The 22,621-nt window shown below is 68.5% G+C and carries 18 protein-coding genes and 1 pseudogene; 11 read left to right on the forward strand and 8 right to left on the reverse strand.

The window, feature by feature from the left end:
* The first annotated feature begins 19 nt into the window (after window positions 1-19).
* The 3 genes from ACGFX9_RS08845 to ACGFX9_RS08855 all read left to right on the forward strand — a co-directional run bounded on the left by ACGFX9_RS08845 (window position 20) and on the right by ACGFX9_RS08855 (window position 2,784).
* Entirely contained in the window at window positions 20-1,222 is a 1,203-nt protein-coding gene (locus ACGFX9_RS08845; RefSeq protein ID WP_393466949.1) for an ROK family protein, read from the forward strand.
* Window positions 1,223-1,649: 427 nt separating this feature from the next.
* Entirely contained in the window at window positions 1,650-1,811 is a 162-nt protein-coding gene (locus ACGFX9_RS08850; RefSeq protein WP_393466952.1) for a hypothetical protein, read from the forward strand.
* Between the two features lie 34 nt (window positions 1,812-1,845).
* A complete protein-coding gene (locus ACGFX9_RS08855) occupies window positions 1,846-2,784 on the forward strand; it encodes a MerR family transcriptional regulator (RefSeq protein WP_393466955.1) in 939 nt (312 codons plus the stop codon).
* A gap of 90 nt (window positions 2,785-2,874) precedes the next feature.
* On the opposite strand, the gene ACGFX9_RS08860 is transcribed toward ACGFX9_RS08855, so the two are convergent.
* The 5 genes from ACGFX9_RS08860 to ACGFX9_RS08880 form a co-directional block, all read right to left on the reverse strand.
* Entirely contained in the window at window positions 2,875-5,838 is a 2,964-nt protein-coding gene (locus tag ACGFX9_RS08860) for a BTAD domain-containing putative transcriptional regulator (protein ID WP_393466958.1), read from the reverse strand.
* Window positions 5,839-6,446: 608 nt separating this feature from the next.
* Window positions 6,447-7,157 carry a glutamine amidotransferase gene (locus ACGFX9_RS08865; protein ID WP_393466961.1) on the reverse strand — a complete coding sequence of 237 codons (711 nt, stop codon included), beginning with the start codon at window positions 7,155-7,157 and terminating at the stop codon, window positions 6,447-6,449.
* Between the two features lie 53 nt (window positions 7,158-7,210).
* Window positions 7,211-8,215, reverse strand: coding sequence for a PDR/VanB family oxidoreductase (locus ACGFX9_RS08870; protein ID WP_393466964.1), 1,005 nt, complete (start codon window positions 8,213-8,215; stop codon window positions 7,211-7,213).
* A gap of 133 nt (window positions 8,216-8,348) precedes the next feature.
* Window positions 8,349-9,314: a diiron oxygenase gene (locus ACGFX9_RS08875; protein ID WP_393466966.1), complete on the reverse strand. Its 966-nt coding sequence runs from the start codon at window positions 9,312-9,314 to the stop codon at window positions 8,349-8,351.
* Between the two features lie 76 nt (window positions 9,315-9,390).
* Window positions 9,391-10,617: a hypothetical protein gene (locus tag ACGFX9_RS08880; RefSeq protein ID WP_393466969.1), complete on the reverse strand. Its 1,227-nt coding sequence runs from the start codon at window positions 10,615-10,617 to the stop codon at window positions 9,391-9,393.
* 321 nt (window positions 10,618-10,938) lie between these two features.
* Here ACGFX9_RS08880 and ACGFX9_RS08885 point away from each other — a divergent pair, with 321 nt between their 5' ends.
* The 5 genes and pseudogenes from ACGFX9_RS08885 to ACGFX9_RS08905 all read left to right on the forward strand — a co-directional run bounded on the left by ACGFX9_RS08885 (window position 10,939) and on the right by ACGFX9_RS08905 (window position 16,817).
* The gene (locus ACGFX9_RS08885) at window positions 10,939-12,327 is read left to right on the forward strand and encodes a tetratricopeptide repeat protein (RefSeq protein WP_393466972.1); all 1,389 of its coding nucleotides are present in this window, start codon (window positions 10,939-10,941) and stop codon (window positions 12,325-12,327) included.
* A 292-nt stretch (window positions 12,328-12,619) separates the two neighbouring features.
* Window positions 12,620-13,090, forward strand: a pseudogene (locus ACGFX9_RS08890) (hypothetical protein).
* 39 nt (window positions 13,091-13,129) lie between these two features.
* On the forward strand, window positions 13,130-13,729 hold the full coding sequence (locus ACGFX9_RS08895) for an N-acetylmuramoyl-L-alanine amidase (protein WP_393466975.1): 600 nt from the start codon (window positions 13,130-13,132) through the stop codon (window positions 13,727-13,729).
* Between the two features lie 98 nt (window positions 13,730-13,827).
* The gene (locus tag ACGFX9_RS08900; RefSeq protein ID WP_393466978.1) at window positions 13,828-15,084 is read left to right on the forward strand and encodes a GAF domain-containing protein; all 1,257 of its coding nucleotides are present in this window, start codon (window positions 13,828-13,830) and stop codon (window positions 15,082-15,084) included.
* A 209-nt stretch (window positions 15,085-15,293) separates the two neighbouring features.
* Entirely contained in the window at window positions 15,294-16,817 is a 1,524-nt protein-coding gene (locus ACGFX9_RS08905; protein ID WP_393466982.1) for an aldehyde dehydrogenase family protein, read from the forward strand.
* A 61-nt stretch (window positions 16,818-16,878) separates the two neighbouring features.
* Here ACGFX9_RS08905 and ACGFX9_RS08910 read toward each other — a convergent pair whose 3' ends face one another.
* Entirely contained in the window at window positions 16,879-17,592 is a 714-nt protein-coding gene (locus tag ACGFX9_RS08910) for a GAF and ANTAR domain-containing protein (RefSeq protein ID WP_393466985.1), read from the reverse strand.
* Window positions 17,593-17,908: 316 nt separating this feature from the next.
* On the opposite strand from ACGFX9_RS08910, the gene ACGFX9_RS08915 reads away from it, so the two are divergent.
* Genes ACGFX9_RS08915 through ACGFX9_RS08925 form a run of 3 tightly spaced genes read left to right on the forward strand, consistent with a single transcriptional unit; the run spans window position 17,909 to window position 20,118 of the window.
* The gene (locus ACGFX9_RS08915) at window positions 17,909-18,643 is read left to right on the forward strand and encodes a GAF and ANTAR domain-containing protein (RefSeq protein ID WP_393466988.1); all 735 of its coding nucleotides are present in this window, start codon (window positions 17,909-17,911) and stop codon (window positions 18,641-18,643) included.
* 6 nt (window positions 18,644-18,649) lie between these two features.
* Entirely contained in the window at window positions 18,650-19,375 is a 726-nt protein-coding gene (locus ACGFX9_RS08920) for a GAF domain-containing protein (RefSeq protein WP_393466992.1), read from the forward strand.
* Between the two features lie 56 nt (window positions 19,376-19,431).
* A complete protein-coding gene (locus tag ACGFX9_RS08925; protein ID WP_393466995.1) occupies window positions 19,432-20,118 on the forward strand; it encodes a GAF and ANTAR domain-containing protein in 687 nt (228 codons plus the stop codon).
* A 23-nt stretch (window positions 20,119-20,141) separates the two neighbouring features.
* On the opposite strand, the gene ACGFX9_RS08930 is transcribed toward ACGFX9_RS08925, so the two are convergent.
* Window positions 20,142-21,674 carry a RodZ domain-containing protein gene (locus ACGFX9_RS08930; RefSeq protein WP_393466998.1) on the reverse strand — a complete coding sequence of 511 codons (1,533 nt, stop codon included), beginning with the start codon at window positions 21,672-21,674 and terminating at the stop codon, window positions 20,142-20,144.
* A gap of 137 nt (window positions 21,675-21,811) precedes the next feature.
* The gene (locus ACGFX9_RS08935) at window positions 21,812-22,618 is read right to left on the reverse strand and encodes an endonuclease/exonuclease/phosphatase family protein (protein WP_393468305.1); all 807 of its coding nucleotides are present in this window, start codon (window positions 22,616-22,618) and stop codon (window positions 21,812-21,814) included.
* Between the last annotated feature and the right edge of the window lie 3 nt (window positions 22,619-22,621).

Below are 22,621 nucleotides of genomic sequence, written 5' to 3' on the forward strand. Positions count from 1 at the left end.
AACAGGGACTGACGGGGGCATGACCGCACCACCGCATGACGCGCGCCAAGGGACATCCGGGGCCCGGCTGCCGGACACCCAGCAGGGGATGCGCCGCCGTAACCTCGCCCGCGTCATGCACGCTGTCGCGGCGCACGGGCCGCTGTCCCGTGCCGCCGTGGCCACCCGGATCGGCCTGACGCGGGCTGCCGTCTCCACTCTGGTGGACGAGTTGATCCGCTCCGGGCTCCTGGACGAGCTGGGCCCCGAACGCCCCGGCAGGGTGGGCCGCCCCGGGTCCGCCCTCGCGGTCAGCAGAAGCGGACCGGCCGGGATCGGTGCCGAGGTCGGCGTCGACCATCTCGCGGTGTGCGCGGTCGATCTGCGCGGCGAGGTACGCGCGCGTGCCGTTCGACAGAGCGGCAACCGGGGGCGCGCACCCGAACCCGTCCTCAGGGAACTCATCGCGCTGGTGCGGCAGGTGAGCGACGAAGCCCGTCTGGCAGGCCTGCGTCCGGCTGGTCTCGCGGTCGCGGTCCCCGGCCTCGTCGCCCGCGACACGCGGACGGTGGTCCGTGCCCCCAACCTCGACTGGCACGACGTCGACCTCGGCACGCTGCTGCCGGACAGACTGCCTCTGACTGTGGACAACGAAGCCAACTTCGGTGCTCTGGCCGAACTGTGGCTCGGCGACGAGGTGCCGCGGGACTTCCTCCACGTCTCGGCGGAGATCGGCATCGGGGCCGCGCTGGTCGTCGACGGGCGGCTGCTGCGTGGCACACGTGGATTCGCGGGCGAGCTGGGTCATGTGCCGGTGTGGCCGGACGGCCCGGAGTGTCCATGCGGCGGGCGCGGCTGCCTGGAGCAGTACGCGGGTGAGGAGGCGGTGCTGCGCGCGGCGAACGTCGCTCCGGGTACCGACCGCGTCGACCTGCTCACGGAGCGCGCCGCACAGGGCGACGAGGACGTACGCAAGGCCCTGCACAGCGCGGGGAGCGCGCTGGGTATCGCGCTCACCGGCGCGGTGAATCTGCTGGATCCGCGCTCGGTGGTGCTCGGCGGAGCCCTGTCCCGGCTCGCGCCGTGGCTGCTGCCTTCCCTGGAGGACGAGCTGGGGCGTCGCACTGCGGGCACGGGGTGCGATGTCGTCGTCTCCGGCCTGGGTTCCGACGGCCCGTTGCTGGGGGCGGCGCACTCGGTCGTACGGGCGGTACTCGATGATCCGGCGGGTGCGGCAACGTAACGCCGTCTTCGCCCGGACGGGCCACCTGGCCGGTGCGTGGGCTCATCGACCGCCGCTCGGTCAACGCCAGTGCGGGCCTCCGACGAAGTGGACGTCGTACTCGTGGTGAGGCTCGTCCAGGCTGTCCCACCCCGCCTCACCACGTGCGATGCACCCCAACTGCCGGAAGTACCCGAAGCGTTCGATGCCCTGGGCGAGGACTGCGGCCGCCGGGACTCGCGGCGGTGGCTGTCTGGGACGATCCGCTGATAGTCGCGTGGCCCGCGGCGCATCCGCTGGCGGCTCCGCCCCGCCTTGAGCCGGCTGATCTCGCGGTCCTGCCGCTGCGGTTGGCACCGCGGGAGGGCAATCCCTCGTTTCACGATCTGGTGACGGGGTTGCCGCGGACTCGGGCATCGATGTTGCGGCCGGTCCGCACTTCACCACCTTGCAGGAGACTCTGCCGGCGATCGCCACGGACTCCGCGAGCGGCGCGGCCTCCTGGACCGTCTTCGATCTCGTCGGCGACCTGCCGCCGACCGAAACGTCGTATCGCCTGCCGGCCCGCTGCTCGGCGCGCGCGTTCGACCGTCAGCCTCGCCATGCTTGAGTCTCCAGTAGGGGGAGAGGTGAAGGTAGGTGACATGAACGGCGACACGCTTCACTCGATCGGTGATCTGGCACGGCGGACCGGGCTGACGGTCAAGACCGTCCGCTTCTACTCCGACGCGGGGATCGTGCCGCCCGCCGACCGCACCCCGGCCGGCTACCGCCTGTACGGCACAGATGCCGTCGCCCGCCTCGATCTCGTACGCACCCTGCGCGACCTGGGTCTCGACCTCCCCACCATCCGGAAGGTCGTGGACCGGGAGGTCTCCCTGCCCGAGGTCGCGGCAGCCCACGCGGACGCGCTTGAGGTGCAGATCCGCGTGCTGCGCCTGCGGCGCGCGGTCCTCACGGCGGTCGCCAAGCGCGGGTCCACACCCAAGGAGTTGGAACTCATGCACAAGCTGGCCAAGCTCTCCGAAGACGAGCGTCAACGCCTGATCGACGACTTCCTCGGCACCGTCTTCGACGGTTTGCACGACCACCCTGCCTTCGCCGCGGTCACCCGCTCCCTGACCCCCGAACTGCCCGACGACCCCGAGGCCGAACAGGTGGAGGCCTGGGTGGAGTTGGCCGAGTTGTTCCAGGATCCGGGGTTCCGCTCGACCATGCGGGGCATGGCCAGGGGTATGGCGGCCGACCGCGCGCCGGACGACGCCACAGGCCTGCCCCGCACCCTCGCCGACGTCACGCGCGCCGAGGTCACCGCGGCCATCGCGGCAGGCATCGATCCAGCCTCGTCCGAGGCCGAACCGGTCGTCGCGGCGCTCACTGCGCACTACGCGCACATACTCGGCCTCCCCGACGACGCAGACCTCCGCCGACGCCTCGTGACCCACCTGGAGACCATGGACGACCCCCGCAGAGACCGCTACCTGGCGCTGCTGGCGGTGATCAACGAATGGCCGGCACCAGGAAGTCTGGCGCCGGTGTTCGACTGGGCCGTGCGTGCCCTGCATGCCCGGATGCCTGCGTAGCGGGCCGGTCAGACTCGGGCTGCGCCGACCCGGGTTGCCCGGCTCGCGGCGCAGGTGCGATCCGCACAGACAAGCGCGTCGGGCGGCTGCTCAGCCGCCTTCCTCAAGGGCGAACGCGACGACTCCCTCGGGAGAGAACCGGGCGCCCTGGAGGAAGGCGGTCTCAAAGGCGTCATGGCCGAGCGCTTCTCGCGCTCGCCGTTCTCCCTCGTCATGAGGAGTCCGCCAGTACGCCGAACCGAACCATGGGACTCCGATCGTGTTCCACTTCTCCTCGGCCGCCCCGAGCAGCACCGCCGCCCGGTAGCTTCTGCCGTCGGCAGCGGCGATCCATCCCATCAGGTCGACGATCATGGCGATACCCAGCCTGTCGCGGAAGTCCCGCTTTATGCGCAGAGACTCCCCCGCGTGCCGGTCCGCCACCGCCTGGTCACCGCTGGCCCACTCGGCGAAGGCCTGAACGTAGAGGGAGTAGGCGAGCGTCCACTTCTCGTCGTGCGCGGCGCAGATGCTCCGTGCCTTCCGGCAGAGCTCGACCGCCCGGCCCGGCTCGCCGAGGAAGACGCTCGCCATGGCGAGTTGGACCTGCGCCATGATCGCCACACTGTTCATCTCGCCGAGCCAGGAGTATTGGTCGAGGGCCTCCTCAAGGAGGAGCCGCGCGCGCCGGGGCTCGTCACAGAACAGGGCGGCAGCGCCCGCCATGTGAGTGCCGTAGGCCATGGCCACGTGATCACCGAGCTGCCAGGCCAGTTTCCGGCACTCCTCCGCCCTGGCGGCGCTCTCGGCGATGTCCCCGCGCAGATACGCGATCCGGCTCATCACCCACAGAGCCTTGGCGCGTTCCGGTGACGGTTCGGGATCGAGGGTCAGCACCCGGTCGAGCCAGCGCTGTGCCTCCTCCACATAGCCGCATCCGACCCAGAAGAAGTACAGCGCGGCGGCCAAGCGGGCACCGGCCCTGGCCTCCCCCGGTGTGGTCAAGGAGAAGTTGAGTGCCTCACGGAAGTTGGCGTGCTCCAGCCGCATGCGGTCCGCCCAGTCCGCCTGCCTGGATCCGAACCACTCCGACTCGCCTTGTTCGGCCAGGGCCAGGTACCGGTCTCGATGACGGCGTCGGAGAGCTGTCTGCAGGCCGATGTCGCACAGCTGCTCCCGCCCGTACTCACGGAGCGTCTCCAAGAGCCTGAACCGGATGCTGCCGTCGAACTCCTCGCGGATCAGTACCGACTTGTCCACGAGACCGTCGACGAGGTCCAGGATTTCCTTGGCCGGGAGGTCGTCACCCGCGCAGACGGCTTCTGCCGCCTCCAGGTCGAAGGTGTCGGTGAAGGTCGACAGCCGTGCCCAGAGCAACCGTTCGCTGTCCGTACACAGGTGGAAGCTCCAGTCCACCGTCGCCTGCAGCGTCTGGTGGCGTGGCAGCGCAGTGGGCCGGGCCGTCGCCAGCACACGGAACCGGTCATCGAGCCGAGCCAGCAGCTGCTCGGGCGACAGTGCCCTCAGGCGTCCGGCCGCCAGTTCGATCGCCAGCGGAATGCCGTCGAGCCGTTGGCAGATTCGGAGCACGATCGCCTGATTCTCCGGCGAGATCGACGGTAACCCGCAAGGCACCGCCGATCGGGCCCGGTGGGTGAACAGGGTGACAGCGGCCCCATCCTCCTCGGACTCCTGCCGGATCGGTTCTTCGCCGGCACGCGCGGCGTCCCGTTGCACGCTCAGCGGCGGCACCGGGAAGATGTGCTCACCGTCAATGGCCAGCGGCTGCCGGCTCGTGGCGATGACCCGCAGGTTCGTGGCCGCCCGGAGCAGAGTGTCGACGAGTACGGCACAGGCGTTCAGCAGGTGCTCACAGTCATCGAGGACCAACAGGACTCGTCGGTCCCGAAGATGCCTGATCAGGGCGGTCAGAGGTGCGCGACCGGTCTGGTCGTGGATGTCCAGCGCCGCGGCCACGGTGTGCGCGACGAGTCCGGGATCGGAAAGCCCGGCAAGCCCGACCAGCCACACTCCGTCGCAGAAGGCCGGCTGGAGGTCCAGCGCGGCGCGGAGCCCGAGTCGCGTCTTGCCCACGCCGCCGACCCCGGTGAGTGTCACCAGCCGTTTGGCCCCCAGCAGCTCTTTGACCCCGACCAGTTCGCGCTGTCGACCGACGAAGCTGGTCAGCTCCGTGGGAAGGTTTCCCACCGCCCGCGGCTCGACGCTCCCGGTGGGACGACCGTCGTCCCGTGCCAGGTCGGCCGTCACCGTGCGGGAGGGAGCGGGCGCGTCCAAGGCGGCATCCGCGGCCAGGATCTGTTCGTGGACGCGTCGCAGTTCCGCACCGGGCTCGATCCCGAGCTCCTCAGCCAGCAGGCGGCGGGCTTGCTGATACGCCCGCAGAGCCTCGGCCTGCCGTCCGGAGCGATGCAAGGCACGCATGAGCAGGCCGTGCAGCCGTTCGCGCAGCGGGTGCGCGGCGATCAGACGGCGCAGCTCGCCGACCAGGTCCGCACCGGCGCCGAGCGCCAGGTCGACCTCGATGCGCTCCTCCAGCACGCCCAGCCGGTGCTCCTCCAGCCGGTCCCGCTCGGCGTCCAGGAGCGGGCCGGTCAATCCCTCACACAGTCGGCCCCGCCACAGCTTCAACGCGGCGTGCAGCGCTTCGGCCGCCGCGGGCGGGTCCCCGGCGGCCCTGGCCGAGCGCCCTCGTTCCATCTGCTCGGTGAGCATCTCCAGATCCAGCCCGCCGGCCGGCACCGTCAGCAGGTAGCCGGCCTCGGTCCAGGTCAGCAGCCTTGACGGCGCACGGGCCTGGCGGCCCGGTTCCAGAACCCGGCGCAGCCCCGCGGCATGCCGCTGCAGCAGGTTCACCGCCCGCCCTGGAGCCGCCGTGCCCCATACCGCGTCGATCAGCTTTTCCCGTGACACCGGCCGGTTGGCGTGCAGCAGCAGTACAGCGAGCATTACCCGCTGCTGTACCGGTCCGGCATCCAGTTCCTGTCCATCCCGCCATACCCGCAGCGGGCCGAGCAACTCGAACCGCAGCGTTCCGGGCAATGTTTGATCGCCCATTGCCGCCTCCCCCGTGAAGCAGTCGCCTTCAACCTAATCGGCACAACGCCCCTGCGGACACCCATCGGACGGCGCCTTCGCTCCCGTTGAAGCCGGTGCCGCGGTCCGTCCCGCAACGTTGACTCGCACGAGGAGACCGTGGCCCCACCAGGGCCGACCGCGACCTTGGCCGCGACAGCCTTCCGGCGGTGGGGGACGTACGTCAGAAGCTGTTGCGCCGGATGGCCGGGGGAGCCTGGAGCAGCCTGTTACACCGTCAACTTGGCCATTCCCGCCCTCTGACGACTACCGGCGCAGAAGCCTCTTGTGCGGGAGCCGGTCGGCGTCACCGCTCACGGCAAATGGCGGCGCGCATGCCCTGCGATCGCGGTGGTTGGCAAAATCTCGGTCATGCGCGGGGGCGGCACACGGCGTGGCTGCCTCGCGGGACGTGGCTGCTCCGCGGGACAGGAAAGGGGGCCTCACAGAACAGGAAAGGGGGCCTCACAGAACAGGAAAGGTGCACCCGCTCTTCCGGGTGCACCTTTGACTGACGCGGCATGGGCGCGTATCCGGCTGCGCGCGCCTGTCGGACACTCCCCGCGCCTGACCGGCCCGCGACCGGTCTCTTACGTCAGTACGTCGTCCAGCCAGCGGTTGAGGAACCTCCGGCTCTGGCTTTCGAGCAGGCTTGCGTGCCGATGCGTGTCCGCGCGGATCTCAGCGACGGACACCCCCACGGCCTGCGAGATCTCATAGGCATGGCCGATGAGCCAGGATTCGATGCCGGAACCGAGTACTTCCACATGGAACTGCAGTCCCAGAGCATGGCTCCCGACCGCGAAGGCCTGATTCCTGCACACCGGTGTGGAGGCGAGATGCGTGGCACCCGTCGGCAGGTCGAAAGTGTCGCCGTGCCAGTGCAGTACGGGTGCAGTCAACTCGGCGACAGGAGAGTCAACTCCCGCTTCGGACAGGTCTACGTTCCCCCAGCCGATCTCCTTCGCCTCGGCCGGATAGACCTTGGCGCCCAGCGCAGCAGCAATCAGTTGCGCACCTAGACATATGCCCAGTACAGGTTTCTCGCGGGCCAGACGGGCCCGGATCAGCGCCAACTCCTCTTCCAGGAAGGGATACGCAGCGGTCTCGCAGGCTCCCATCGGCCCGCCGAGAATGATGAGCAACTGGGGCGAGCGCCGTGTGACCTGTTCCAGGAGCCGGCCCTGTCCGGCATCCAGATAGGTCACGTCGATGCCCCGTTCCCTCAGCACCCGTTCGAAGGAACCCAAGTCCTCGAAGGCGACGTGCCGGATTGCCACAACTTCTGTCATCTCGATCATCCTCGGGGTTCCGATGGTGCACCGGACCGTTGCGGCCGGTGGCGCTTATCCGGTCAGAGGTCCAGTACGAGCCGGGAACCACGGGCCCGGGAGACGCAGATCATCATGCTCTCCCCGGACGCCCTCTGCTCCTCGGTGAGCACCGCGTCCCGATGCTCGGCTCCGCCCTCGATGACGCTCGTCTCACACGTCCCGCAGATTCCTTCGCGGCAGGCCGCGAAAGTCCGTACGCCCGCTCGATCCGCCACGTCGAGGATCGACTCGTGCGGTGGAACCTCCAAGGTCAGGCCAGAGCGACGGCACACCACCTCGAAGGACGTGGCGTATTCCTCCTCGTCAGGCATCACCGGCTGGGCCTTGAAACGCTCGGTGCGCAGGCTGCCTGCCGGCCAACCTGCGCAGCCGCTCTCCACAGCGCCGATCAGGGCTTCGGGCCCGCAGCAGTACACCAGGCAGTCCTGACGTGGCGTGTTCAGCAGCTGGCTCAGCGGGAGGAGTCCCGCTTCGTCCTGGGGATGGACCCGCACCCGGTCACCGTAGGGCGTCAGTTCATCGAGGAAGGCCATCGATGCCCGCGATCGCCCGCCGTAGACCAACTCCCACTCCCGGCCGTCCGTTTCGGCCGCGGCCACCATCGGCAGAATCGGCGTGATGCCTATACGGCCCGCGATGAAGAGATAGCGGGCCGAAGGCTCCAGCTGGAAATGGTTCCGCGGGCCCCGGACCCGCACTGTGGCCCCAACTCCGAGTGCCTGGTGCACGTGGCGAGACCCGCCACGACCGCTCGGTTCGAGCAGTACGGCAATTCGCCAGGTGTACCGATCGGTCGAACTGCCGCAGAGCGAATACTGTCGCACCAGGTCGATTTCGGGCAGGATCAGATCAATGTGATCCCCTGGTGTCCAGCTGGGCAGTTTCCGCCCTGCCGGATCGACAAAGGTGAGGGTGACCACGCCGTCGGCGGCACTCACTCGCTCGCTTACGCGAAGGACAGTGGTGTATTCGTGACAAGGTCCGGGCGCCCTCGGTTCCAACAGGGTCGCGATGTCAACTGACATGTCTTGCTTACTCCTGCACTCGATCTGATTTTGGGTACGGGTGACCGTGGGTCGTCGCGCGTGTTCCGTGTTCCTCGTGAATGCGGCGGGTCGGGCCGATGCGCTTCTACCGTTGCGCACCAGCCCGTCTCCGTCAGGCGATCAGACCCTGCCGGGAGAAGCTGTCGCGGGCCGCGGCGGAGTCCAGAAGTCCGATCTCTTCCGCCATTGAGACAATCTCCGAATAGTTCAGTGACGTCAGGTCAACGGAGCCCGAGCTCCTGCATTCCCGTATCATTTCGTTGGCCTGCGGGAAGCCGATCTGCCGTAGAAGAGACAGCCAGATGTCCAGCTCACGGTCCGCGAACCAGACCACCGGTTCGGACAGGACATCGGCGAAATAGGCGCGCTGATGTTCCGTCAACTCGTGCGAGAACAGTTGCGCCAGGGACATGAACAGCGGGCTGTGCACCATCTCGTCGTGACGGTGCGCCGCCACCGTCATGCGGTTGAAGCCCTGGATGTCGGTGCTTTCGCTGAGCAGATGCAGGTAGTCACTGATGAAGATCTCCGATACCACGGCCGTGGCGAACTGGATCATCCGCCTCTGCCATGGATCACTGGATTCCTGCTGCCGTTTGTGCATATGGCGGACCAGGTTGAACTGAGGGATGACGATGTCTTCCAGCCCGCGACGACTTCGCGTCAGACGGCTCGCCTGCTCCACCAGGTGTACGTGGTAGACCTCATCCACCATCGTCTCGCAGACCGCTTTCTGCGAGTCGGCAGAACGCAAACCAGGCATCTCCCCCCTGAGGATGTCGAGGCAGGTCGGGTTCACGATCTCCGTCTCGATCTGCACGGTCTTGGCGTTGTACATCAGCCAACCGCAGCTCAGAACGCGGGACTTCATCTCGGGCGGGCAGGACTGATACTGCGGCATGTCCCGAAACGGCAGGAGGCTTTCGAGGAAATCCTCCTTGTCCGCTTCGAAGAACGGCTCCAGTTCTTGCTTCTTGACGTAAGCCCGCCTGGGCCAACTGGTGGCGAGCCGTTCAAGCATGAGTTTGGTGTGGGACAGTTCATCGGTCTCGGCCGGGGACAACAGGCCGTGGTCCATGATCAAGGGTTCAACTCCAATGCGGCAACGCGGCCGCTGTTCAGTATCTTGAGTTTCTTTGTCCAGCTGCCCTCGGTCAGCGATTCCGTCCGGCGGCGAACTCTCCGTGGAACATCATCAAGCCGTCGTCGACGTCGTAGATCTTTGCCACCTTGTCCGTATTGGTGTCGATCCGGACGAGGTGATCGCTGACGAAGCTGGAGACGAACACGGAATCCTCGTCGTACATGGCCGTGGCCGTGTGGGCGTTGCGGAAGTCGGCCGGCAGTTCACGGCCAGGGCGCAGCCGCTTGAGGAAGCGGGGCTCGGCAGGGTCCTCGATTTCCCAGATCGAGATGTAGCCGTCCCGTCCGTAGTTGGCGGGACTGTCGAATTGCGGACCCCACGAGTCCTCTTCCGCCACGTACAACTTGCCCTTCGCGACCGCCAGATCCGAGGGCGACCTGTACATTCCCGCGCCTCCCGGCGTGCGGGTGGGGCCGATAACACGTTCGGCGGTATCCAGATCGGTGTCGATAAGCCAGACACTCGGTCCGACGACCGTGGCCCCCTGGGGCGTCCTCGACGTGGAACCGACCTGCATGGCCCCTACGTAGGCGAAGCGGTTGTCGATCCATGTCGCGTAGTGAGCGAACGCACCGTACTCATCTTCCGTCCCCAACGTGATCGCGTGCGTCGCCTCGACCTTCCCGGTGTGCCGGTCGGCCCGGTAAACGCGCACCTCACCGATGTCGTAGTCATAGCCGACACCCAGCCCTACGGTGCCCTTCGCATTGAAGTTCACCCCATGGGTCTGCCTGGTCAGTGTGCGATCCGAATACAGAACACGCTGCTCCAGCGTGCCGTCATGCTTGATCTTGAATCCGCGCACGCGATCGTCCGTGTAGTGCGTGATGTAGGTGAACTTCGAGCGCGGCAGGAAAGTCGGGCCGTGCGTCTGTGTATAGAGAGGCCTCGTCCACGGCATGATCGGCTGGCTCGGGGTGGTTTGCTCGAGGTTCGGCATGTCGGACGGCGTACCGGCGACATCCAACGGAACTATCTGCCGGATCTCCACGTCGGCGGTACCGGCGTCCCAGTCGATCTCGTTCAGGTGCAGCACGACGATGGACCCGTTGAAGGGCGGAATCGCGTCCGTGGCGACGTACACCGTCTCCTCGTCCGGGGCGATCCACGAGTGCTGGAGGCTGGCCGGCTGCCAACCGTCGAGGCTTTCAAGCGGTACCTTGACCAGCTTGTCCTCGTCCGCGTGGACCAGGACGAGTTCCTTGGACATCATGTTTACTCCGGTGAGAATATGCATTCTCTTTTTCTCCTTGCTCGACGTTGATGTTCACGAACATTGATCGATGCCGATCTGCCGTGCTGGTGTTGCTGGGTGACGAGGACTCAGCGTGCGTTCATGGGTTGCAGTGTCTGTTGCAGAACTCGTTGCAGCGGCGTTGCAGCGGTGTTGCGGGCGGCTACACGCGCGACAGCTCCAAGGGGCCGCTGAGCACATCGCGCGATATGTCGTTCCGGTGAACCGAGCGTCGCCCTCGTATCGCGCGGGCAGAATCGCGAGACTGCTGGAGAGCCGACAGGAGCAGGGACAGCGATGGAGACGGACCGGCACACCCACACCATGAGTGCCACCAGTGACGAAGCCACGCGGCATTACGAGCAGGCGCTGGACGCCCTGTTGTTCTTCCGTCCCGAAGTCGCCGACGAGGCGCAAGCCATGGTGGCGGCATCCCCGGACTCCGCGATGGCGCAGGTCTTCAGTGCCTATCTCGGGCTTCTCGGCACCGAGGAGATGGACGCGGCCGAAGCGCGGCGCTCCTTCACCGCCTTCCGCGGTGCGGTCGATCCGGACCGGCTCTCACCTCGCGAGAAGATGCACGCTGCGGCTGCCGAGGCGTGGCTGGGCGGGGACATGCTCCGTGCCGGGCAGATCCTCGGCGACGTCAGTACTCAGTTCCCCCGTGACGCCCTCGCCCTGGCGATCGGTCACCAGATCGACTTCTTCACGGGCGACGCTCAGCGGCTGCGCGACCGGATCGGCGGCGCACTGTCCGCGTGGGACCGCGACGACCCGCACTACGGCCCGCTGTTGGGGATGTACGCCTTCGGGCTTGAGGAGTCCGGGCACTACGGCCGCGCCGAGGAGACGGGACTGCGGGCCGTCGAACGCCATCCGCGGGATGTGTGGGGCATCCATGCCGTCGTTCACACGTACGAGATGCGAGGGCTGTCCGGCGAAGGGATCCGCTACCTCGACGCGCGGACGGAGGACTGGGCCGACGGCAACTACCTCTCCGTGCACAACTCATGGCACTACGCCCTTTACGCGCTGGAGGCAGGCAGCATCGAACGGGTCCTCGCCGTATACGACAACACGCTCCACAATGAGCGGTCCGAGAGCCTCGCCATGGAGCTCCTTGACGCCTCAGCCCTGCTGTGGCGGCTGCTCCTCGCCGACATCGACGTCGAGTCCCGCTGGGCGGCGCTCGCCGATGCTTGGGCCGAACGTGCGGACGGGGCCTACTACGCCTTCAACGACGTCCACGCCGTGATGGCCTACGCGGGGTCCGGGCGCCTCTCCGATGCCGAACGGCTGGTGAGGGACCGCGAGCTGTGGCTCACCCGGACCGACGCCGCGGTGTCCAACCACGCGATGACCCGCGAGATCGGCATCCCGGTGTGCCGGGCCCTCATCGCCTATCGGCAGCAGCGGTACGCACGTGTGGTCGAGTTGCTTGCTCCGATCCGCTGCGGCCTCCATTCGTTCGGCGGCAGCCACGCACAGCGCGACGCCATCCAGCGCACGCTGGTGGAGGCGGCCATCCGCTCGGGCCGGCACGATCTGGCGCGCACCTTGCTCAGCGAACGCATCAATCTGCGTCCCATCTGCCCCTACAACTGGCGGGCCCGCGCCCGGCTGGCCGACCGGCTCGGAGACACGGCTCAGGCTGCGTTTGCCCACGCCCGCGCCGACGAACAGGCGGCCGTGGGGGCCACCGCGTTGGGCTGAGTACGGCCCGATCGCCCCTCGGCCCTTCCGCCCTCGGCCCCCTAAAGAGTGGCCGGGTTATCCACAATCACGGTGCTGTACACAGATTCAGATCGCGCCCTTCCGCCTCAACCATGCGTCGCCGTAACGTAATTGAGGCGGGACACCATCGCCCTGACGGCGGATTCGTGTCCCCGTGGATCGGGGGATTCAGGCGTCGGGGGCAAAGCCATCCTGGGCTGCGTCACGGGGCCATCGGGCCGCACAAGGTCCCCGAGTTCCCTATGGGACGACAGAAGAGAGCAGCCCTGCCATGAACCAGCCTCGGATCCTGACCGTGCGGCCCGAACCAGGCAAGTGCGCCTGGGCGTTCGGCGGTGCACCACCCCTGGCACGGATCGCTCCGGGCACTGTCCTCGACCTGTACACAGAGGACTACTTCGACCGGGACCGGCGCACCGCGCAGTTCAGCGCACGTGACGGCGACTTCGAGATCGCGCCGGCCAGGGCGAGGGAGATACCTGCGGTGTCGCCTTCGAGTTCGCCATGAACGCCGTCGTGATCGTCGAGCTCCTGAAGGGGATCGCCACTCCCTGGCCGCGCCTGGAGTCCGACACGCACATCATCTCGACCGGCTCGGCACGCCCGCTCGAGGACGCCTTCCGAATATCCCGAATCGACCTGGTGCGTGGCCAAGCTCCGCAAGGAATGGCTGCCCACACAGGAAACTCACCGGGGGCTGCACGCACGGTTGCGTGAGACGGCCAGGCTGCTGCCCCGCTGAAGAGTCCAGCTGTTCCCCCCACCGAGAGGTAGGCCGGTCATGGATCGAGCAAGACGTTTCCCGAGCAGACGCAGACTGTTGCAGGGCGCGGCCCTGGCCGCCGTACCCGCGGTGCTCCTGCCCACCACCCACGCCGCCGGCAGCCCCCAGGCGGTGGACTACCCGCTCGCCGAGTGGGTTCCGGCAAGCACCTCCAACTACACGGGCGCCAACCGCCCCAGTACCTACCCCATCGACTACGTGATCGTCCACGTCACTCAGGAGACCTACGCCGACACCCTGGCCATCTTCCAGAACCCCGCGAAGAAGGTGTCGTCCCACTATGTGGTGCGCTCCAAGGACGGCCACGTCGCCCAGTGCGTCCGCGAGCGCAACGTCGGCTGGCATGCGGGCAACTGGGACTACAACACGCGCAGCATCGGCATCGAGCACGAAGGATGGGTGGACAAGCCCGAGTACTTCACGAACGCCATGTACGAGCAGTCCGCGCTGCTGACCGCGGCCATCTGCGATACGTACGACATCCCCAAGGATCGTGAGCACATCATCGGACACGTCGAAGTACCCGGCACTGACCACACCGATCCGGGGCCGCACTGGGACTGGACGCGCTATATCCGGCTGGTCAACTTCGCCTGACGCCTGGCGGCTCATGCCGGGGGCTTGTCGGAGCGCTTGTCGGCGCACGCTCACGGGGCGACGATGGCACCACCGCATCGCCGTCCCGGGAGGCAGAGTTGACCGAACCATGGGTGGCTCTGGAGGCCGGCGCCGATCCCGCCGAGCGGGTGCGGGTGCTGCGGCACGCCCACGAACGGTTCACCGAGGCGGGGACCGTCGCGCGGCCGGTGCGTTCCGTGGTGGCCGACTCGTGGCGACGGTCGGCGAGGGCGCGGGTCAGCCCGGAGGACACCGGCGCGGCGGTGGAGCTCACCGACGGAGACCTCGGTTCGTGCCGCGCGGAGCACCCGCTGGCCGGGGTGATGCCGCTGTTCCGCGAGCTGATGGGCACGTTCGCGATGGACGGTGAGCATCTCCTCGCGGTCTGCGACGCACGCGGCAGGCTGCTCTGGGTCGAGGGTCATGCCGCCACGCGGCAGAGGGCGGGGCGGATGAACTTCGTGCCCGGTGCGCGGTGGGCGGAGTCCGCTATGGGGACGAACGCTCCGGGTACGGCGGTGGCGCTGGACCGGCCCGTGCAGGTGTTCGCCGCCGAGCACTTCATCCGGCGCGTCCAGCCGTGGACGTGTGCGGCTGCTCCGGTGCACGATCCGCGTACGGGGAGGCTGCTGGGGGCGGTCGACATCACCGGGGGTGACGGTCTCGCGCATCCGCACAGCCTCGCCTTCGTGCAGGCGGTGGCACGGGCGGCGGAGTCCCAACTGGCCCTGCTGGCGCCACCGGTGGCGCACTGGGACACGGTGGGCCTGACCGTGCTCGGGCGTGATGAGGCGCTGCTCCTGAGCGGCGGCCGTAAGGTGCGGCTGAGCCGTCGGCACAGCGAGATCGTCGTCCTGCTGGCCCGTCACCCGGAAGGACTCACCGGCGACGAGCTGCTGTGCGCGCTGTATGAGGACGAGTCGGTGACGCCGGTGACGTTGCGGGCCGAGCTGGCCCGGCTGCGGCGTGTGCTGGGGCCGGAGCTGCTGGGGTCGCGCCCGTATCGGCTGGCGGTGCCGGTCGAGTCCGACATCGACGCCGTCGAGCGCCGGCTGGGCACGGGGGCGGTCACCGCGGCCGCCGCCGCGTACGCGGGCCCGCTCCTGCCCGCTTCGCAGGCACCTGCCGTCGCCCGCCTGCGGCGCAGGCTCGCCGACCAGCTGCGGGCGGCGCTCGTCGCACGCGGCGACCCCGACCTTCTGGCCGACTGGGTGCACACGCCGTGGGGCGAGGACGACCTGGCGGTGTGGCGCGCGCTGGCGCGGGTGCGCGCGACCCCACCGGTTCTGGCCCGCCTGCGCGAGCTGGACGGGGAGCTGACTGACGCTCGGTAGGCGGGCGGCGCCTTCGCCGCGCAGACACGCGGGAGGCTCCCGGGCCGAACGCGCCGCCGGGCCGCGCAGCCGACGTACGCGAAGAGACAACCGCAGGCCACCGCCAACGGCACCGCTCACCCCACGCAACGTACATGCAACGTCCGTCTTCCTACCCTCCGGGCGAGAGCTGCCCAACGGCGGGCAGCCTTCCCCGGGAGGCCACCAAGATGACCCGTTACGCAGCGCCCGGCACCGACGGCGCAGTCGTCTCCTACCAGGCTCGCTACGACCACTTCATCGGCGGTGAGTACGTCCCGCCCGCCCGAGGCCAGTACTTCGAGAACCCCAGCCCCGTCAACGGACAGCCCTTCACCGAGATCGCCCGCGGTACAGCGGAGGACGTAGAACGTGCCCTTGACGCGGCGCACGCCGCCGCGCCCGCCTGGGGCCGCACCTCCGTGACCGAGCGCGCGGACGTCCTGCGAAAGATCGCCGACCGTATGGAGGCGAACCTCGAAGCGCTCGCGGTGGCCGAGAGCTGGGAGAACGGCAAGCCGGTCCGCGAGACGCTGGCCGCCGACATCCCGCTCGCCATCGACCACTTCCGCTATTTCGCGGGGGTCATCCGTGCGCAGGAGGGGTCGCTGAGCGAGGTGGACGAGGACACCATCGCGTACCACTTCCATGAGCCGCTCGGCGTCGTCGCGCAGATCATCCCGTGGAACTTCCCCATCCTGATGGCGACATGGAAGCTCGCGCCCGCCCTCGCCGCGGGCAACGCGGTCGTGCTCAAGCCCGCCGAACAGACACCCGCCTCCATCCACTACTGGGTGAGCCTGATCACCGATCTGCTGCCGCCGGGCGTCGTCAACATCGTCAACGGCTTCGGTGTGGAGGCGGGCAAGCCCCTCGCCTCCAGCCCGCGCGTCGCGAAGGTCGCCTTCACCGGTGAGACCACGACGGGGCGGCTGATCATGCAGTACGCGTCGGAGAACATCAAGCCGGTCACGCTGGAGCTGGGCGGGAAGTCGCCGAACATCTTCTTCGACGACGTGTGGGCCGCCAACGACGACTTCCGCGACAAGGCGCTTGAGGGCTTCACGATGTTCGCCCTCAACAACGGCGAGGTCTGCACCTGTCCGTCCCGTGCCCTCGTCCAGCGGGGCCACTACAGCGAGTTCATGGAGGCAGCGATCGCCCGCACGGAGCAGATCGTGGCGGGGCACCCGTTGGACACCGACACGATGATCGGCGCCCAGGCGTCCAACGACCAGCTGGAAAAGATCCTCTCCTACCTGGACATCGGCCAGCAGGAGGGCGCCAAGGTCCTGACGGGCGGTCAGCGCATCACGTACGACGGTGAGTTGGCCGGGGGCTACTACGTCCAGCCGACGATCTTCGAGGGCGACAACCGCATGCGGATCTTCCAGGAGGAGATCTTCGGACCGGTCGTCTCGGTCGCGTCGTTCAACGACTTCGACGATGCCATCAAGACCGCCAACGACACGCTGTACGGCCTGGGTGCCGGGGTGTGGACGCGCGACATGAACACCGCCTACCGAGCGGGCCGTGCGATCCAGGCAGGCCGCGTCTGGACGAACTGCTACCACGCGTACCCGGCGCATGCCGCCTTCGGCGGCTACAAGCAGTCCGGGATCGGGCGTGAGACGCACAAGATGATGCTGGAGCACTATCAGCAGACCAAGAACCTTCTGGTGTCGTACTCGCCGAAGAAGCTCGGCTTCTTCTAAGGGTAGAAACAAGGGCGCCTGACCTGGGCTTTTGCCCGTCAGGCGCCTGTGCTCGCTCCCCTCAGTCCTCGGAAGGCTCCGGCGGGTCCGGCAGGCGCAGGCCGCCGACGACGATGCTGTGGGCGATGGCGGTCAGGTCGGTGTGGCTGCTGTGGGCGTGAGCGCGTAGCAGGGCCAGTGCTTGGCTGGTGCTGAGGCTGTGGCGGTAGCTGATCATGCCGGTGGCCTGGTGGACGACGGCGTCGGTCGGCAGCAGCCAGGCGTCGGAGGCGTCGTCCTCACCGGGGGCTGGTACGGCCAGGAGCAGCAGTTCGGCGGCGTCCGCGTGCGTGCGGGCGGTGTACAGGTCCGCTTCGGGCAGGGCGCCGGGCCGCTCGCGGTAGAGACACAGCACGAGCCCGGGCTGCGGGCTGCGCCGGAGGTGGACGACCGGGAGGGCGAAGACGGCTCGGATGCCGTGGGCTCGGGCCTGCTCGGCGAACACGGGCCAGCCGCCGGTCACGGTCGCATCGTCGAGGTCCGGGGCGAGAACCGGTGCGCGACGGCTGAGGGCCTCGACGCAGGGGCCTTCGCCCAGGTTGATCTGCAGGGCTTCCCCTCGGCCGGCCAGTGGTCCTTCGGCGGCCAGGGAGACACGCTGGGCCAACGCGGCGTCCGTCGCCAGCGTCAGGCCGACCGAGCAGGTCAGTCTCAGCTCGGACCGACACGCTCGAGCAAGGCTCTGGGCCGGGTCGGGGCGTTCCAGGTGCAGGGCGGCGAGCTCAACAGCTGCCACCCGCGGGGTCGTCACGCGAAACAAACGGAGGGCGCGTGGGGAGTGAGCGCGCTGAGAGGCGTGCGCATGGCAGCGCTTCCGATCTTTGGCACTCACCGCCGATGCTGCCCATAACCGGAAGCCAATGTCAGGGTTGCCGTACAAGACGAAACCAGCTGCTTGAGCGCGGGCAGCCTGCATATTCACCCTACGCCTGGCGCCGTGCCCACGACCGCCGTGCCCACGATCGTTCTGCGCGCCACACGATCGGTCTGCGCGCCATAGGCTGGGTATGCCGTTTCCCAGGTGGGTTCGGCCAGGCAGGAGGTGACGGACCGTGGTCCAGGGCGACCTTGCCGCAGTGCTGGGGAGCCTGCGCCCGGCGTCCGGCGGCGGAGGTTTCGTCGGTGCCGATGCCGTGCGGTGTGCCCGTGCGCTGGGCGTCGACGGTGTGGCGGTGTCCGCGATGGCCGCCAGCGGGTTCAGCGAGGTGCTGTGGGCCACCCCTGGTACCAGCACGCGGCTGGAGGATGTGCAGTTCACGCTCGGTCAAGGGCCTGGCCCCGAGGTCGCCGCTTCGGGCAAGGCCGTCTCGGTGCCCGACCTGGCGCGCGAACCGGTCAGCCGGTGGCCCGCTCTGCTGCCCGAGGTCCTCGCGCTGGGGATCGGCGCGATGTTCTGTCTCCCGCTGCGGGTCGGCAGTGCCTGCCTTGGCACCATGACCCTGCAGCGTGCAAGGCCTGGCCCACTGGAGGAGATGTCGTACGCCGACGCGTGGATCGTCACGAACGCGCTGACCGCCGCGCTCGTGCAGGACAGTGACCAGTGGGATGCCTTCGCCGCCGCGGAGGACGGCTCGCACTTCTACCGGGCCGCTGTGCACCACGCCACCGGGATGATCAGTGTGCAGGCGGGCGTATCCCTGGGCGAGGCGCTGATCCTGCTGCGTGCCCACGCTTTCCGTGACGGCCGACCGGTGATCGAGGTCGCCGAGGACGTAGTGGCCCGGCGGGTGCATTTTCGCCATGATGATGGAGACGGGCCGGGCACGCGTGGCCGGCGGAGGGACTGAATGGCCATGACTCGAGAAGAACGCCTGCTGGCGGCCGTCATCGACGCGGTCGACACGCTCGTCGACGACTTCGACCTGATCGACTTCCTGCACACACTGTGTGATCGCTGCACCGAGTTGCTCGATGTGTCGGCCGTCGGTGTCATGCTCGAAGACCCCGGCGGCAATCTCCAGCTGATCGCCGCCTCCGACGAGCACACCCGCCTGCTGGAGCTCTTCGCCCTCCAGCACGACCAGGGCCCGTGCGTGGAGTGCCACCGCAACGGCGCGGTGCGGCTGAACATCGACCTCACCTCGCCGGTACAGACCGACCCCTTCCCGGTCTTCGCTGCCCGGGCTCGCCAGGCCGGTTTCCTCGTCACGCACGCGCTGCCGATGCGCCTGCGCGAAGAGGTCATCGGCGCGTTGAACCTCTTCGACGCCCGTCCTCAGAACCTTTCCGCCGCCGACGCGCGGGTCGCGCAAGCGCTGGCGGACGTGGCGACCATCGCCATCCTGCAGCACCGCACCATCGCCCACGCGAACCAGCAACGCGCCCAGATGCACGCGGCCCTCACCAGCCGCATCGTCATCGAACAGGTCAAGGGCATCCTCGCCGAACGCTGGAACACCAGCGTCGACGACGCTTTCGATGCCCTGCGCCGCCATGCCCGTTCCCACCAGCTCGGCCTGACCCAGTTGTGCCGGCAACTCATCGACGGTGACATCGACACCGACGCCATACAACCCTGACCGTCCCGGCCCCCCGCCCCCCGTCCCCCCGTTACGACCTCCCGTTGGGACACCTCATGCATGACGACGACCACGCCGCGGCCTGGCGACGGATCGGCGCCGCCGGCGACGGCATCACCCTCGCCGCGGCCTGCCGGGCGTGCATGACGGATGTCGACGCCGCGTGTCTCGGCGTGTCTCTGGTCGTCGCCGGTGAGCTGCGCGTGCTGGGGTACGCCAGCGACGAGCGCGCCCGGCGCTTGGAGGACGCCCAGCTCACCACCGGAGAGGGCCCCTGCACCGACGCCTTCGTGCAGCGCACCCTGGTCGAAGAGGCAGACCTGCACCAGGCGCCCGACCGGTGGCCTGCCTTCAGCCAGGTCGCCGACCAGCAACAGCTGCGCTCCGTGACCGCTCTGCCCCTGGCCACCGGCCACCTGCGCATCGGCGCCCTGGACATCTACCGCACCTCACCCGGCCTCCTCACCGACCGGCAGAAGTCTCTGGCGCACGCCTACGCCCGCATCATCGCGCTGCTCGCCCTCGACGAGCACCCACACCTGCTCACGGCCGAACACCGCCCTGTCCGGCCCGGGCCCCAGGGTTACCCGCCGAGTGTCCACTTGGCCGCGGGAATCCTCGCCGAGAAGTACCAGCTGCCCCCGGACGACGCCCTGGCTCGCATTCGCGCCCACGCCTTCCGCCACGACCAGCCGCTCCACCAGATCGTCGACCACATCCTGACGCACCAGTCTCTCGACTGAACGCCCCTGCAACGAGCGCTGCCTCAACCGCCGTTCGGGTCGCCCGGCGTATAGGAAAGGCGTTCCACCTGTCCGGGCTCGAAGGTGTCTTCGACCGGCACGCCGTTCACGACAAGCCGGACCGACCCAGCGTCGCCGAGCACCAGGTTGACCTGCTCCTTGTCGGTGAACGTCTTCGACTCGCCCGGCTCAAGGGTGCCGTCGAAGAGCAGCCGGCCATTGTGTTTCTTGGCGGAGACCCAGCTGCCGACGTCTTCGGCACTCACCTTGACCGTCACCCCGTCCCCCGTGGGGGACGGTTCTCCGTCGGTCGGGGTCGAGCCATCCGTCGGGGTGCCCGCCGGATCAGAGGACGGATCAGAGGACGGCCCAGTTGTCGGGGTGTTCTCCGGGTCAGGGGTCGGGGTGTTTTCGGGAGCGGGCTGCTGTCCCGCGGTGTTCTGCGGCGACTTCGGGGAGGGGGATTCGGCAGTGGACGGTGTGCCCCCGGACTCGTCCTGCTGGTTGAGAACCACCACTCCGCCGGTGATCACCCCGGCCACGGCCAGCGCGGCCAGGGCCACAGTCACCGTACGGCGAAGTGAGTTTCCGCGTGGTGCGGCGGCCCAGCCGGGGTCGTCGAACGTCGGCACATTCCACGCGTCGCTCACCATGCCCTCGACCCGGGTGTCGGCCTGGGCGGGTTCCGTCCGCGTCCCCTCCCCCTCGGCCTGGCCCACCACCTGGGTGACCTCCTGGGCCAGCAGACCCGCGCACCACTCGGTGGCTTCCACCGCCGTCGGCCTGTCGTCGGGCTGCTTGGCCAAGGCCCGTTCCAGGATCTCGGCGAGCGCTCCGGGTACGCCGTCCAGGTCCGCCGATTCCGACATGATGCGGTACGCCAGGACATCCGGCGTGCCCGCACCGAACGGCAGCCTGCCCGTGGCCGCGTACGCCACCAGCGCCGCCCAGGCGAACATGTCGCCCTCCGGCCCGGCCCGCCCGGCGCGGTAGAGCTCAGGACTGACCCATCCTGGCGTGCCGGTCAGCACGCCGGAGCGGGTCACGCTGGTGCCGTCCAGGGCGTGGGCGATGCCGAAGTCCAGCACCCTGGGCCCGTCCGGAGCAAGGACGATGTTCTGCGGCTTCAGGTCACGGTGGATCACCCCCGCCGCGTGGATGGCGGCGAGCGCGGTGGCGGTGCCGGTCGCGAAGGCGTGCAAGTTGCCGCCGGTGAGCGGCCCGTGGGCGGACACGTGTTCGTTCAGCGTGAGGCCGGGGGCGTACGCGGTCGCCAGCCACGGCCGTTCCGCGTCGGTGTCCGCCGCGAGCAACGGCACCAGGCACGGACCGGTGACCCGCCGGGAGAGCGCGACCTCCCGCCGGAATCTGGCCCTGAACTCATGGTCTCCGGCGTGCTCTTGGTGGATGAGCTTGACCGCTACCCGCAGGCCGGCCGTATCGAGGCCGGCCAGCACGGTCCCCATCCCTCCCGCGCCGAGCCGACCGACGATGCGGTAGGGGCCTATTCGGGCGGGGTCGCCCGCCTGGGCGGGACGGACACGAGCAGACAACATGACTCCTGTGGCAGATGACGGAGGCAGAAGGGATCGATCCGGGCTGACGTCGACCATGAACGCTAACGCTGGAGCGAGAGCGAACAAAGAGAAACAGAGCAACGAAGGGCCCCGGGCTCGACTGAACCGGCCCCGGACTAGCTCGGATCCAGGTCGCTCTGCAGCAGGTTGTGGTCCGAGTACGGGGTGGGGTGCACCCCGTGCCCGGATGAGGCGATGCCCCGCAGAAAGACGTAGTCGAACTTGCTCTGCCAGTCGGTGGTCGGCTCGCAGGTGCCGGTGGCCGCCGGACGGCAATGGGGGTCCGTATCCGCGGCCAGCGTCCACATCTTGGTGAGTTCGGGAGCGTACGGCACGGCGTTGAAGTCGCCGAGAACGATCGCGCGGTCGTACCGGGCGACTTCCGCGGCGAGCACGCCGGTCTGTTCCGCTCGGACTTCTTCTTGACGTCGTTGGGCGAGGTGCGTGTTGAAGACACGGACGGACCGGCCGCCCACGGTGGTGGTGACCGCCATGTACCCGCGGTCCTCGGAACCGCCGTCGGGGTACTCCGCACTCACGCGGTCTGTCATCGGCGCCGCCGAGAGGATCGCCTGGCCGAAGCCGCCCGGACTCCACGGCAGGCCCCCGCAGCGGTCCCAACTGTCCAGAACTGACCCGTACTCGACGTGGTAGACCAGCCCGTAGAGGTTCTCCAGGTGATCCCTGATCATGTCGACGTCACGCACGCACGCCTCTTGCAGGCCGATGACCTGGGGAGCGTACGTCGCGATCTCGGCTGCCCGGCCGACGTTGTGGCCGCTCGCGTTGCAGGGATTGCAGATGTTCCACGTCATGACGCGGTTCAGAACGGCCTCTGTGGGGGCACCGGCGGGCAGGGGCTTGGCGATGTGCGCACCGTTCGGTGCGCTGGGGCCGACGAGCGCCATGCAGGCCAGAGTCATGGC

Source organism: Streptomyces sp. NPDC048436 (assembly GCF_043200355.1).
Classification (GTDB): domain Bacteria; phylum Actinomycetota; class Actinomycetes; order Streptomycetales; family Streptomycetaceae; genus Streptomyces.